Origin of the sequence: Bradyrhizobium sp. HKCCYLRH2047 (genome assembly GCF_051168175.1) — a bacterium.
Lineage (GTDB): Bacteria > Pseudomonadota > Alphaproteobacteria > Rhizobiales > Xanthobacteraceae > Bradyrhizobium.
Genome location: NZ_JBNPUM010000011.1, coordinates 1 through 12704 on the forward strand (window position 1 = coordinate 1; position 12704 = coordinate 12704).

Consider the following 12704-nt stretch of genomic DNA (forward strand, 5'->3'; position numbering starts at 1 on the left):
CTCGCGTGTCGTGACGATCGCGCGCTACGCCCCTCTGCGGTGAGGCGGGATGCGCGGAGATAATCATGATTTCCGATAAAGCGCAAGATGTTTTTATTTTTCGGAATAAGCGCTGGGTCTTTCGCTTGTCAGGCCGGTTATCTGGCGGAGCTGGTTCGGTTGCCTCAGGACCGCTCGGCATCCTGAGGCCAATGAAAAAATCGCTGTCTCGATTTGAGGGCGGAGTGTCGCTGAAGTGATTGCCTCGTGCCGAGCAGCCCTCTGCAGCCTTCTCGCGAGGGCAACCGTCTTGCTGGCGTTATGGCCACTGGCGGCAAGCGGTCTGCCGACTGAAATCCTCGCCTATATCTACAATGTAAGGCTTCGTCGGTCACGGCGAGGAAATCGCCTCAACAGTTAGGCGCCTCTCCCCCCCGACTACTCGGATAGTTTGATTTTAAAAATCTACAATCTATGATAGATTTCGGACGTTTGAAGTTGTAAAGGGCCGCCGAGGCTGTTCTTGAGATGACAGCGTCGGTCTGATGCACCCACGTCCTATTGATTTTCAGGAATGAATACTGGCGAAGGACTAACGGATGTCTATGCAGACGGTACCGTCGGGATCCACCGGTGGAGGCGCTGGTTCGAAATCATTGAGTGGCTTCGCGGTTCAGATGCAGGAACAAGAGTTCTGGTGCTGGGCTGCCGTGAGCGCGAGCGTCGCCATCTTCTACGGTGCGGTCAATCGGACACAATGCGAAGTTGCTTCAGGTGAACTGGCACCTTTGGATTGCTGTGGGGTGGATGCGAGCGGTGCATGCAATCGGGCGTGGTACCTGGACCGCGCGCTCACTCGCGTTGGTCACTTTGCCGGTCTCATTCTCTCCGACATATCCTTCGCGGACCTCGTGAGCGAAATGAATGCTGATCGGCCATTAGGTTGCCGGATACAGTGGGCCGGCGGCTTTGGCGCCCACTTTGTCGGAGTGGGCGGATGGTCCCGGGATGGTACGGGCCTGGAGTATGTGGAGGTTCACGATCCATTTTACGGCTTCGTTCAAATCGCATACAACGATTTTTGCTCGTCTTACCGTTCTCCCGGAGACACATGGACGCATACGTATTTTACTTCTGCAACTCCTAGCCCCGTGGCCGGCGGCCCTGTCGCGGACGCTCCGCTTTCGGCGTAATGGGATCGTAAAAAGGGACTCCCGATATGACTATTGTCAGTCGTCTTGGTCCGTCTGGCGGGGTGGCTGCGGTGAACGCCGCTCTCCCGCATTTGTTGTCCAGGGGCCCTCGAAGCAGCAGTTCTACGCTCGGCGGCGCCAAGAAAGTTCATAACAAAGGTGCGATCCCGCTTTTTCTGATTAGTCCAGCAGACGCACTAAAATCTGATTTTCTGCACAAGAGTGATCCCACGGCGTGGCGATATCCGATCGTTTGGGCAGGCGGCATAGCCTTGGCTGACGTCCGAGCCGATAAAGCTCCTCCAAATCTCTCAGCGCTTATTCGCGGACCTGTGGCCGAGCGCTTTTTCAAAGCGACGGAGATAGTGAAGCGGGAGTATGAATCCTCGAGTGAAGAGTATGAGGTCAGAGCGCTGGAGGTGCCTGCAATGTATGTGACGGCACTATGGCTACATGAGGCTCGCGGGTTTGAGGATATTTTCTTTCCAATAGCAGAAGGCAAAATCGAGCCAAGCATAGATGGCAGAAGTATAGAAGATGATCCGCATTTCCTCGATCGACTGAAAGAAGCGGCACAAGATCGCTTCGCTATCGCCGTCCCGTCTTCTCCTCATCGACGCGGTTTCTAGAATTGTTGCGGTCGACTCAATAGTCGCGCATGATTTGATGATCTCGTTTAATCAGTGTGGCTTTCCGTAAGGTTTGTGTTCACCGCTTCTTCCACCCGCCCCGCTTCCCCGGCGCGCCGCCGGTCGAGCGTGGGGCCGGGCCGAATTCGGGTCCGGATTCGCGGGAGTTGGTCGGCTGGATGATCTTGCTGCTGCTGCCGAACGGCTTTGCCGGCAGCTTGGCGTTGGGGCGGTAGGGCAGGGATTCCGGGCCGTGCATCTCGTCGAGATGCGGCTTGTGGACTTTGGAGCTGGTGCTGCGTGAGGCGCCGCCGGTGATCTCGTCGACCGAGGGCATCAGTGGATCGTGGTCGCGAGACTTTGCGCCGCCACGACCGCCGCGACTCGCGGGCCCCCCTCCCTGACCCTCCCCCACGAGGGGGGAGGGAACGGAGGGACCGCCGGCGCGGCTTGATGAACTGCGGCTGGAGCCACCCCGGCCCTTCAAGGCCGCCGTCGGCAAATTGGCGGCGTCGCCGTATTTCTTGGTGCCGGCGTAGGCGCCGGCCTTGCCCTGGACGGTGCGCTGCTTGGCGGTGGGGTCGTCGACGACGGCGAGTTCGGTGGCGCGGAGGCGTTTGACCTCGTCGCGGAGGCGAGCGGCTTCCTCGAAGTTGAGATCGGCGGCGGCTTCGCGCATGCGGGTTTCGAGGTCGGCCAGCACGGCCTCGAAATTGTGCCCGATCGAGATGACGTCGTCGGTGGTGGTGCCGCCGCCGGTCTCGATCAGCACGTGGTCGCGCTCGTACACCGAGTTGAGGATGTCGCCGATCGACTTCTTGACGCTCTCAGGCGTGATGCCATTGATGGTGTTGTACTCGACCTGCTTCTCGCGGCGGCGGTTGGTCTCGGCGATGGCGCGCTCCATCGAGCCGGTCATCTGGTCGGCGTAGAGGATCACCTTGCCGTCGACGTTGCGCGCGGCGCGGCCGATGGTCTGGATCAGCGAGGTCTCGCTGCGCAGAAAACCTTCCTTGTCGGCGTCGAGGATGGCGACCAGCGCGCATTCGGGAATGTCGAGACCCTCGCGCAGCAGGTTGATGCCGACCAGCGCATCGAAGGCGCCGAGGCGGAGATCCCGGATGATCTCGATGCGCTCGATCGTGTCGATGTCCGAATGCATATAGCGGACGCGGATGCCCTGCTCGTGCAGATATTCGGTGAGGTCCTCGGCCATGCGCTTGGTCAGCACCGTGATCAGCGAGCGATAGCCGGCCTGCGCGGTGGCGCGGACCTCGCCGAGGAGATCGTCGACCTGGGTACGGGCGGGGCGGATGTTGACGGGAGGATCGATCAGGCCCGTGGGGCGGATGACCTGCTCGACGAACACGCCGCCGGCCTCGTTCAGCTCCCAGCCGCCGGGGGTCGCCGACACCGCGACCGTCTGCGGCCGCATCATGTCCCACTCCTCGAAGCGCAGCGGGCGGTTGTCCATGCAGGACGGCAGGCGGAAGCCGTATTCGGCGAGCGTCGCCTTGCGGCGGAAGTCGCCGCGGAACATGCCGCCGATCTGCGGCACGGTCACATGGCTTTCGTCGGCGAACACCAGCGCATTGTCGGGGACGTATTCGAACAAAGTCGGCGGCGGCTCGCCGGGCAGGCGGCCGGTGAGGTAGCGCGAGTAGTTCTCGATGCCGGCGCAACTGCCGGTCGCCTCCATCATCTCCAGGTCGAAGGTGGTGCGCTGCTCCAGCCGCTGCGCCTCGAGCAGGCGCCCCTGCGCATGCAACTGGTCGAGCCGGATCTTCAGCTCTGATTTGATCGACTTCATCGCCTGCACCAAAGTCGGGCGCGGCGTCACATAGTGCGAATTGGCGTAGACCTTGATGAACTCCAGCTCGTCCTGCTTGTGGCCGGTGAGCGGATCGAACTCCTCGATATTCTCGACGGTGTCGCCGAACAAATTCACGCGCCAGGCGCGGTCCTCATAGTGCGCCGGGAAGATGTCGATGACGTCGCCCCGCACACGGAAGGTGCCGCGGGTGAAGTCGTGCTGGGTGCGCTTGTATTGCAGGGCGACGAGGTCGGCGATCAGCTGGCGCTGGTCGATGCGCTCGCCCTTCTTCAGCGCGAAGGTCATCGCGGTGTAGGTCTCGACCGAGCCGATACCGTAGATGCACGACACCGAGGCGACGATGATGACGTCGTCGCGCTCCAAGAGCGCCCGCGTCGCCGAGTGGCGCATGCGGTCGATCTGCTCGTTGATCGAGGAATCCTTCTCGATATAGGTGTCGGTGCGTGGGACGTAGGCCTCGGGCTGGTAGTAGTCGTAATAGGAGACGAAGTACTCGACGGCGTTGTCGGGGAAGAAGCTCTTGAACTCGCCATAGAGCTGCGCGGCCAGCGTCTTGTTCGGCGCCAGGATGATGGCCGGGCGCTGCGTCGCCTCGATCACCTTGGCCATGGTGTAGGTCTTGCCGGAGCCGGTGACGCCGAGCAGCACCTGGGTGCGGTCGTTGCGCTGGATGCCCTCGACCAGCTCCTTGATCGCCTGCGGCTGGTCGCCCTTGGGCTCGTAGGCGGACTTGATCTCGAAGCGGACGCCGCCTTCCGACTTCTCCGGGCGCGGCGGACGATGCGGCGTCCATATCTTGAGCGACCCGTCGTCCTTGCGGAACTCGGGACGGCCCTCGCGGATCAGCGACTCCAGCGCTTCCGCCGTGGCCTTGACGCCGAGCGCCTCCATCTTGCTGCGCGGCGGACGGGCGAGCGCTTCCTCGTCGTCCTCGGCCGTGGGCAGGCCGAGCTGCCGCGCCAGCTCGGGATCGAGCGTCGGGATGGTGGCGGCGGTGCCGTAATTGGCTTGCGGCGCTTCGGCGAGGCCTGACTCGCCAGCGTTGTCAAAGGGCGCGTCCGCTTGCGCTGCGGCGCTCCCTCCCCCCTTGTGGGGGAGGGGGGGGGAGGGGGGCACTCCGGCACGAGCTGTGTCTGAGTCGTCAGCCAGCGCGGGAGGCGGCGCAGGTCGCGCTGCCACGCTCTCCTCCTCTCCCCCTTGCGGGGAGGAGGCGGGGGTGGACTCACGGGTAGTGTTGCTTGGGGCACCCCCCTCCCCAGCCCTCCCCCACAAGGGGGGAGGGAGCGCAGCGTCCTGCTGGGCTGAAGCTCGTGACGTGTCACGGACGGACGACCGCCCCCCCGCCGGCTGCGGATTCGGCCGCAGCGGCATGGGTCGCGCCGAGGCGTCGCCCGTCGCGACCTCGGCGCTCCTGCCCTTCGTCGACGCCCGCGCGCGGTGCGCGGCGGCTTCGCCGCCGCTGCGGCGGTCCCAGGAATTATCCGGCGGAGGCTGCAGTCCCGTTGAGGAACCGATGCCGCTCTCGCCGCGGTTGATGGCGGGATTGAGCAGCTCGGCGAGCGCGGGCCCGATCGGCTGCACGTCGGGCCGGTGCGCTTTCGATTTCGGAGTTCGGCCGGGCTTCTTGGGGGTGTCGGGGGTCTTCGCCATCGCCCGAATATGGGACGGATGAGGCCGACTTGAAAGAGTGATCGGGCGCCCCCTCCAGCCCTGCTGACAGCATGGTGGCAGCAGGACGCCGCGATGCGCATGCGCGCGGACGACCACGCGCGTTCAATGAGCGCGATGGCGTTCCCGCGACGCCGTGCCGACGGTCAATGCCGGGTCGGCTGCTCGACGATGTCGAGATGCACGCCGTGGCAGGCGACGCATTGCAGGGCCCAGTACTCGGAACCGCCGCGGCCGTTGATGACGCTCAGGACGCTCAGCTCCGCATCGCAGTCCGGGCATCGCGTACGCACCGAAAAAGCGAGGTGTTTGACGGCAGGCTCAGCCATGAATTGCAGTCCGCATTACGAATACACTCGGCATTTCGAATTGGCGTTTGGAATGTTGGCTTGGAACCGTCTGGCCGCGCGGGTGGACTCTCGGGGACTTCACTCTCGGAGATTGTTCCACGTCGCGCTATCCGTCTTTTCCCGGGGTTCGGTCGATATCCTCCGTCGCGTGCTTCAAAGTGCGCCGAATCGGTTTGCAGGTGTCAGCCCCACCGCTTGCGAAAGCGGTCGATATGGCTTTTCGCGTCGGCAATCGCCATGTCCGCATCGGACCAGGCGAAGCCGACTTCGAGCGAGGGGAACGAAACGCCATTGATCACCACCGGGGTCATGTCCGCGCGGCGGATCCGCGCGTGCCACAAGCCGCGTCCTGCTTCGAACGGCTCGATGGCGAAGTCCTCGTACAAATACGTCATTGCGCAGTCCTGGATGTCCCGAACGGCAACGACAGCATGAATTGGTCCGATCATTTGTGAACAGGTTCACACGTCCGCGTCTTTTTTGATCGCGTCCCTGCGTTGAGAATTCCGGGTCGCGGGCTGTGACGCCGCGCGCATGATCCAGCGCCGGAACGCGGCGAAATCACGTTGGCCGGCCTGGAAATGTCGGTAGACAAGATACCAGCGCTCGCCTTTCGGGACGGTCAGTGCGAACGGTGCAACCAGGCGTCCCGCGGCGAGATCGTCGTCGATATAGGGCCGGATGCCCATGGCGACGCCGAGACCGTCGATCGCGGCCTGCAGCGCATGGCCATAGTACTGGAACTCGGTGCCGCGCGCGCTGACGCGCGTGATGCCCGCGGCCTTCAGCCACAGCGCCCAGTCCTCGGCGGCGTGCGACACCCGCAGCAGGCTCGGTCCCTTGAGATCCGCCGGCTTCTTCAAGGTCGCGGCGAGCCGCGGCGTGCACACCGGCACGAGATCGGCGGCGAACAGCGGCTCGGCGACGAGGCCCGGCCAGGCGCCGTCGCCGAGCTTGATGCCGCAGCTCCAATCGTCGCCGAACGGCACCGCCGCTCCGCCGGTGGTGATGCGCACCTCGATGTCCGGCTGCTCGGTGCTGAAATCGGCGAGCCGCGGGATCAGCCATTTCATCGCGAAGGTCGGCCCGACGCCGAGCGTCAGCACCCGCATCGACGACGGCGCCATGATCTGCGCGGTCAGGCTCGACAGCGCGTCGAAGATCGGCGTCAGCCCGCTCTGATAGGCGCGGCCGGCGGCGGTCAGCGCCAGCCGGTTGGCCTTGCGCTCGAACAGCACCACGCCGAGCCGCTGCTCGAGCAGGTTGACCATGCGGCTGATCGCAGCCGCGGAGACGTTGAGCTCGCTGCCTGCCGCGGCGAAGCTGCCGGTGCGCGCCGCCGCCTCGAACGCCTTGATGCCGTTGAGGAACAGCAGCCGTCTCATCGCGCCCTCAGGAAAACTGATGGAGGGCAAGATAACTCGGTTTGTGCCGATATCGCCAGTGCGACAAATTGCATGGCGAGGAGCTCAGCCATGACACCCGCCCTGATTGCAGCGCTCGGATTGCTGATGGTGGCGACGGCGTTCCTGTCGGGCCTGTTCGGCATGGCGGGCGGGCTGATCCTGATCGGCGTGCTGCTGGCGATCATGCCGCTGCCGGCGGCGATGGTGCTGCACGCGGCGACGCAGATGGCGTCGAACGGCTGGCGCGCGGTGCTGTGGCGCCGGCACATCCGCTGGCGGCCGGTCGCGGTGTATCTCGTCGGCTGCGCGCTGGCGCTCGGCCTGTGGTCGCTGATCCGCTACGTGCCGGACACGCCGATGGCGCTGCTGCTGCTCGGCATCACCCCGTTCATGGCGCGGCTGATGCCGCCGAGCCTGAAGCCCGATCCGGACAGTGTCTGGCAGGGCGCGATCTACGGCACGATCTGCATGGGGCTGATGCTGATGACCGGCGTGTCCGGGCCGCTGCTCGACACGTTCTTTCTCGGTGCGCGGTTCGATCGCAGGTCGATCGTCGCCACCAAGGCGACGTGCCAGGTCGCGAGCCATCTCACCAAGCTGATCTATTTCGGCGGCATCATCGACCAGGCCGCGGGTCTCGATCCGGTGCTCGCGCTCGTCGCCGTCGGGGCGTCGATGCTCGGCACCAGCCTGGCGCGGCGGCTCCTGGAGGCGATGAGCGAGCAGCAGTTCCGCACCTGGGCCACCCGCATCATCACGGCGGTGGCGAGCTATTACATCCTCTATGGCGGCTGGCTGCTGCTGGCCGCGCAGAGCTCGGCGGCGGAGTAAGGCGAGCATGGCCGTATCGGCAGATCCCCTGGTGCTGGACTTCGTCGAGTGGATCGCGCGCGCGCCGCGCCGCCACGCCGAGGTGGTGGCGACGTGGCGGACGAGCTGCCCGCGGCTGACGGTGTGGGAGGATGCCGCCGATCTCGGCTATGTCACGCGCGAGGCGATCGCGGGCGTCGGCATCTTCATCGTCGTCACCGACGCCGGCGCGCAGCTGCTGCGCGACAACGGCCGCGTGGTGCGCTAGAACGGGCCGGAGATGGAGGAAGGACCGGGAATGGCCGTGAAGCTGTATGAACTCGTCGGGACCGATGCGGGCCGCCCGTTCAGCCCGTACTGCTGGCGTACGCGGATGGCGCTGGCGCACAAGGGGCTGAGCGCCGATACGATTCCGTGGCGCTTCACCGAGAAGAGCGCGATCGCCCCGCATGGCTCGGAGAAGGTGCCGGTCATGCTCGACGGCGACCGCGCGGTGGCCGATTCCTGGGCGATCGCCAACTACCTCGAGGACACCTATCCGGACCGGCCGTCGCTGTTCGGCGGCGCCGGCGGCCGCGCGATGGCGCGCTTCATGAATGCCTGGGGCGACATCGCCATCGTCGGCGGCATCTTCCCGCTGATCATCGCCGACATTCCGAAGAACCTCGCCGCCGCGGATGCCGACTACTTCCGCAAATCGCGCGAGGCGCGGTTCGGCAAGAGCCTCGAAGAGGTCATGGCCGCGCGCGACCAGGCCGTCATCGGCTTCCGCAGGTCGTTGGAGCCGCTGCGCCAGACCTTGAAGACGCAGGCCTTCATCGGCGGCGATGCGCCCGATTATGCCGACTACATCGTGTTCGGCGGCTTCCAGTGGGCGCGCGTGGTGAGCCCGTTCCGGCTGCTGGAGGAGAGCGACAGCGTCCATGCCTGGCGCGAGCGGCTGCTCGATGCGTTCGACGGGCTGGCGCGCAAGTCGCCCGGTCACCCGGTCTAGCTGGGGACCCGCGGCGGCCGGCGCTCGCGCCAGGCCGCCAGCCCGTCGGCGAGATCGCGGCTGCCGACCAGGCTCGCGAACTGCTCGCTCTCGACCTGCAGCCCTTCGCCGATCGTCATGTTGAGCCCGCGCGTCGCGGCGGTGATGATGCCCGTGACCGTATCCGGCCCGTGGCGGATGATGCGCTGTGCCAGCGCGCGCGCCGCCGGCAACAGCCCGTCGTGCGGCACGACGGCGTTGACGAGGCCGATCTCCAGCGCGCGCTGCGCCGGGAAGGCGTCGCCGGTCAGCAGCAGCTCGAGCCCGCGCTTGCGGCCGACCAGCCGCGGCAGCCGCTGCGTGCCGCCGAAGGTCGGCGGCATGCCGAGCCTGATCTCGGGCTTGGCGAAGCTGGCGCGCTCGCTCGCCACCGCCAGATGCACCGCCTCGGTGATCTCGCAGCCGCCGCCGAAGGCGAGCCCGTTGACCGCCGCGATGACCGGCTTGCGGAACGCCTCAAGCCGCGCCGTCATCGCCTGGCCGCGCCGGACGAAGTCGCGCAGCGCCGCGGCACGCCCCTGGCGGACGCTCGCGGTGAATTCGTCGATGTCGGCGCCGGCTGAGAAGGCGCGTTGCCCGGCGCCGGTGAGGATCACGGCCCTGACGCCGGCATCGGTCTCGATGCGGTCGAGCGCGGCCATCAATCGATCGATCAGCGCGTAGCTGAGCGCGTTCAGCCGCTGCGGCCGGTTCAGCGTGATCACGGCGATGCGGTCGGAGATGTCGAGCAGGATGAGGTCGGTCATGGCGTCTCGCAGGCTGAAGGGTGGAGCAGGCGGAGACTAGGCGCCGCGGCCGCCGAGGTATATTCACTGGTCAGTATACATTGACCGAGCGCCGCCATGCCCCGTTCCTCCGATCCCACGCCCGCCCGCATCGTCGCCGCCGCGAGCCGGCTGTTCTATGCCGAGGGCATCCGCGCCGTCAGCGTCGATGCGGTGGCGGAGAAGGCGGGGGTCACCAAGAAGACGCTGTACTATCATTTCCGCAGCAAGGACGATCTCGTCGCGGCCTATCTCGCCGCGCGCGACCAGCCGAACCTGGCGCTGTTCAAGCGCTGGTTCGACGAGACCGACGGCGCGCTGCCCGACAAGATCGCCGGGATCTTCAACCAGCTCGCCCGCGCCGCGCGGCATCCGAAATGGCGCGGCTGCGGCTTCCTGCGCACCACCGCGGAGCTCGCCAATCTGCCCGGCCATCCCGCCATCAGGATCGGCGCCGCCCACAAGAAGAAGTTCGAGGCCTGGCTGCAGGCGATCTTCGCAGAGCAGGGAATTGCCGAAGCGGACGCGCTCGCCCGCCAGATGCTGCTGCTGCTCGACGGCGCGTTCGCCGTCGTGCTGCTGCATCGCGACCCCAGCTACATGGAAACCGCGGGCGCGGCGGCACGGACGCTGATCGCCGCGACCCTGCCGAAGGGCAAGCGGTCCGCGTCGCGCGCAACCCTCAGCCGGCGCAGCCGCGTCCCCTGACCTGTTCGCCGCGGACGACCGTGGCGACCATCTGGCTCGCCATGCCGTCGAAATCGGATGGCTTGATGTAGCCGGCGGCGTAGGCTTCCTGCGTGAGCCGTTCGATCCTTCGATCCTCGGCGGTCGTCCATACGCCGGCGATATAGGCGGCGCCGGCCGGACCATAGGTCTCGGGGTAGCGCTCGTTCTGGTTCTGCCGATGATAGTAGTAGTGGTTGAGACCGCTGATGAAGTTGTCGCGCTTGGCGCCGCAGCGGTCGCTCCAGGCGAGGTCGAGCGACTTCAGCGCGTCTTCGCGCTGCGAGCGCCGGGCGTCCTCGGTGTATTTCTCGTGGTCCTGAAACTCCGCGCCGGTGACGGGCGGAAACGCCGCCGTGGTCGGCGCGTCTGTCAGGAACAGCCGTCCGCCGACCTGCCAGACGACGATGGCCGCAATGATGAAGATCAGCCGGTTCATGGCAGCGCCCGTTGCTATCGCCGGTCCCGTTGCGCCTGCCTCGTCCGGCACACCGCCGACTCGTCGGACCAGAAAGCGGGGCCGGCGAAGTGCGGGACCTCCTCGCGCACATCAGCCGGAAAGTCCGCCTTGGTGATGCCCTTCTCCTCGAAGGCTTCGAACAACGCCTCCTTCACGCGCTGATCGAGCGGCGTGCCGACGCTGTCGGCCGCCTCCCGAAGCGATTTGTCGGTGCAGATTTTCGCGCCCCAGAACTGCCGCTTGCAGTCCAGCTTGGCAACATAGGCCCGCGTGTAGGCCGTCAGTGCGTCGACCAGGTTCTGCTTCATGGTTGTGTCGCAGGGCGACAGCTTGTAGGCCGTCGCGGCCTGCAACGCGTCCATGCGTAAAACGTCCAGCTTGGGATTCTTGTCGCTCTGCGAGGTGTGCTGCGCGAGCCACGCCTTGCGCTCGAACTCCTTCGATTCTGGGCCGCCGAAGGTCCTGTCGACCGTCGGGGAGAGGGGAGCCACGACCGCCACGGTCCCGGGCGTCGGCGCAGCGAGATTTGATGCGGCTTCAATCGAAGCTGTCTGCATCATGCCCCGCCACGGTCCATCCGGAAGCGGAAACCCCCTGACCGCCCAACTCACACCAGCGAACGCAGCCAAGAATGCCGCACCTGCGGCGCCAATGAATCGCAACATGAAATAAGCCCATCCACCAACGCCGTGCACGGTAGGGCGTGCGGGTTAATGCATCCGATAGGGCCGTGGGCACCGGCGCAACGACGTGAACCGATTGTGACCATGTTCGGTCGCGTTTGAAGACAATGGCAAAGCTGTACGGCCGCTTCACAGGCCGCGGATCTGACGTCACATCCTGGCGGGCAGCACCGAACGGCGCGCGAGCAGCGCCATGGCGGCGTCGAGATCCGGCAGCACGGCCGCCGCATTCGCCCGCGAATGATCGTTCGGCGCCACGATGTCCGGCACCATCAAGGTGATCGCGCCGGCGGCGTACGCCGAGGCGACGCCGGGATTGGAATCCTCGATCGCGACGCAGGCTGGCGCGCGCGTCCGCAGCCGTTCCGCGGCGAGCAGAAAGAGGTCCGGATGCGGTTTGGCACGGGTCACGTCGTCGCGCGTCAGCACCGCATCGAAGCGGTGGTCGATGCCGGCGAGGCCAAGGTGTTCCGCCGCCGTGCGGCGCGAGGAGGAGGTCACGACGGCCTTGGGCAGCCCGACCGCGTCGATCGCGTCGAGCAGCGCGATGACGCCGGGTTTCAGCGGCATGCCCGCCTGCAGGATCTCGATGGTCTTGGCCGCGAACAGGCGGTTGACTTCGAGCAGCGGAAAATCGTCGCCGAAATGGTCGCGCAGGGTCTGCTCGTTGTCGGGTCCGGGAATGCCGATCATCGCGTGACAGAGCTCGACGACGCCATCACTATAGCCGAGCGCATTCAGCGCTGCGATTGCCGCTTCGAGATAGACCTTCTCGGTGTCGAGCAGCGTGCCGTCCATGTCGAGCAGGACGGCTTCGACGTGCCAGCGTGTCACGAGCCCGGCTCCGGTTCGCCGGCCAGCCTCTTGAGGCAATTGATGCACAGGCAGTCCTTGAACCGGGTCTGTCCGGTCTCGGGCAGCGGCAGGCGCACGGCCTCTTCGAAGCACCAGCAGGAGCCGCCGGGATCGCAGCTGAACTCCGCGCCGCACGACTCGCAGATGAGTTGCCGCGCGGCCACGTCTGCTAAACGATTTGTCACCTTCGGAACCACGTCCGATCCACCTCTTTTCATGTCCGGTTCATCTGCGCGGGCAAGTATAGTGCGTGACAATCTGCCGCGCCATCGCAGTCTGCGGTCGCGGCAGCAAACTGCTTCGGGAGCTCCCGT

16 protein-coding genes are annotated in these 12704 nt (G+C 65.8%); 7 read left to right on the forward strand and 9 right to left on the reverse strand.

Features of this window, described 5'->3' with window-relative positions:
• The first annotated feature begins 65 nt into the window (after nucleotides 1-65).
• The 3 genes from ACQR1D_RS24340 (at nucleotide 66) to ACQR1D_RS24350 (ending at nucleotide 1801) form a co-directional block, all read left to right on the forward strand.
• Nucleotides 66-239, forward strand: coding sequence for a hypothetical protein (locus tag ACQR1D_RS24340; RefSeq protein ID WP_434840244.1), 174 nt, complete (start codon nucleotides 66-68; stop codon nucleotides 237-239).
• A gap of 417 nt (nucleotides 240-656) precedes the next feature.
• The gene (locus ACQR1D_RS24345) at nucleotides 657-1172 is read left to right on the forward strand and encodes a papain-like cysteine protease family protein (RefSeq protein ID WP_434840272.1); all 516 of its coding nucleotides are present in this window, start codon (nucleotides 657-659) and stop codon (nucleotides 1170-1172) included.
• Between the two features lie 26 nt (nucleotides 1173-1198).
• The gene (locus tag ACQR1D_RS24350; protein WP_316217504.1) at nucleotides 1199-1801 is read left to right on the forward strand and encodes a hypothetical protein; all 603 of its coding nucleotides are present in this window, start codon (nucleotides 1199-1201) and stop codon (nucleotides 1799-1801) included.
• A 79-nt stretch (nucleotides 1802-1880) separates the two neighbouring features.
• Here ACQR1D_RS24350 and uvrB read toward each other — a convergent pair whose 3' ends face one another.
• The 4 genes from uvrB to ACQR1D_RS24370 all read right to left on the reverse strand — a co-directional run bounded on the left by uvrB (nucleotide 1881) and on the right by ACQR1D_RS24370 (nucleotide 7038).
• Nucleotides 1881-5285 (reverse strand): excinuclease ABC subunit UvrB, encoded by a 3405-nt coding sequence (gene uvrB, locus ACQR1D_RS24355; protein WP_434894120.1) that lies wholly within the window; start codon nucleotides 5283-5285, stop codon nucleotides 1881-1883.
• Nucleotides 5286-5449: 164 nt separating this feature from the next.
• On the reverse strand, nucleotides 5450-5632 hold the full coding sequence (locus ACQR1D_RS24360) for a hypothetical protein (protein ID WP_315714095.1): 183 nt from the start codon (nucleotides 5630-5632) through the stop codon (nucleotides 5450-5452).
• A 203-nt stretch (nucleotides 5633-5835) separates the two neighbouring features.
• Nucleotides 5836-6048 carry a hypothetical protein gene (locus tag ACQR1D_RS24365; RefSeq protein ID WP_315803493.1) on the reverse strand — a complete coding sequence of 71 codons (213 nt, stop codon included), beginning with the start codon at nucleotides 6046-6048 and terminating at the stop codon, nucleotides 5836-5838.
• 66 nt (nucleotides 6049-6114) lie between these two features.
• Nucleotides 6115-7038 carry a LysR substrate-binding domain-containing protein gene (locus ACQR1D_RS24370; RefSeq protein WP_315803292.1) on the reverse strand — a complete coding sequence of 308 codons (924 nt, stop codon included), beginning with the start codon at nucleotides 7036-7038 and terminating at the stop codon, nucleotides 6115-6117.
• Between the two features lie 90 nt (nucleotides 7039-7128).
• Here ACQR1D_RS24370 and ACQR1D_RS24375 point away from each other — a divergent pair, with 90 nt between their 5' ends.
• The 3 genes from ACQR1D_RS24375 to ACQR1D_RS24385 are packed head-to-tail and all read left to right on the forward strand — an operon-like array spanning nucleotide 7129 to nucleotide 8863.
• Complete coding sequence (locus tag ACQR1D_RS24375; RefSeq protein WP_434894119.1) at nucleotides 7129-7890, forward strand: TSUP family transporter; 762 nt, start codon at nucleotides 7129-7131, stop codon at nucleotides 7888-7890.
• Between the two features lie 7 nt (nucleotides 7891-7897).
• Complete coding sequence (locus tag ACQR1D_RS24380) at nucleotides 7898-8137, forward strand: hypothetical protein (RefSeq protein WP_316177581.1); 240 nt, start codon at nucleotides 7898-7900, stop codon at nucleotides 8135-8137.
• A gap of 30 nt (nucleotides 8138-8167) precedes the next feature.
• On the forward strand, nucleotides 8168-8863 hold the full coding sequence (locus ACQR1D_RS24385) for a glutathione S-transferase family protein (RefSeq protein ID WP_434894118.1): 696 nt from the start codon (nucleotides 8168-8170) through the stop codon (nucleotides 8861-8863).
• Here ACQR1D_RS24385 and ACQR1D_RS24390 read toward each other — a convergent pair.
• Nucleotides 8860-9648 carry a crotonase/enoyl-CoA hydratase family protein gene (locus ACQR1D_RS24390; protein ID WP_434885115.1) on the reverse strand — a complete coding sequence of 263 codons (789 nt, stop codon included), beginning with the start codon at nucleotides 9646-9648 and terminating at the stop codon, nucleotides 8860-8862. The genes ACQR1D_RS24385 and ACQR1D_RS24390 overlap by 4 nt on opposite strands.
• A gap of 96 nt (nucleotides 9649-9744) precedes the next feature.
• Between ACQR1D_RS24390 and ACQR1D_RS24395 the strand changes: the two genes are divergently transcribed.
• Entirely contained in the window at nucleotides 9745-10374 is a 630-nt protein-coding gene (locus ACQR1D_RS24395; RefSeq protein WP_316237594.1) for a TetR/AcrR family transcriptional regulator, read from the forward strand.
• Here the strand turns inward: ACQR1D_RS24395 and ACQR1D_RS24400 are convergent.
• The 4 genes from ACQR1D_RS24400 to ACQR1D_RS24415 form a co-directional block, all read right to left on the reverse strand.
• The gene (locus tag ACQR1D_RS24400) at nucleotides 10349-10831 is read right to left on the reverse strand and encodes a hypothetical protein (protein ID WP_316237593.1); all 483 of its coding nucleotides are present in this window, start codon (nucleotides 10829-10831) and stop codon (nucleotides 10349-10351) included. The genes ACQR1D_RS24395 and ACQR1D_RS24400 overlap by 26 nt on opposite strands.
• A gap of 14 nt (nucleotides 10832-10845) precedes the next feature.
• On the reverse strand, nucleotides 10846-11481 hold the full coding sequence (locus ACQR1D_RS24405) for a hypothetical protein (RefSeq protein WP_316177589.1): 636 nt from the start codon (nucleotides 11479-11481) through the stop codon (nucleotides 10846-10848).
• Nucleotides 11482-11685: 204 nt separating this feature from the next.
• Nucleotides 11686-12369 (reverse strand): HAD family hydrolase, encoded by a 684-nt coding sequence (locus ACQR1D_RS24410; RefSeq protein WP_434894117.1) that lies wholly within the window; start codon nucleotides 12367-12369, stop codon nucleotides 11686-11688.
• Entirely contained in the window at nucleotides 12366-12587 is a 222-nt protein-coding gene (locus ACQR1D_RS24415; RefSeq protein ID WP_315803301.1) for a cysteine-rich CWC family protein, read from the reverse strand. Before ACQR1D_RS24415 ends, ACQR1D_RS24410 begins: the two co-directional genes overlap by 4 nt.
• Nucleotides 12588-12704: the final 117 nt, after the last annotated feature.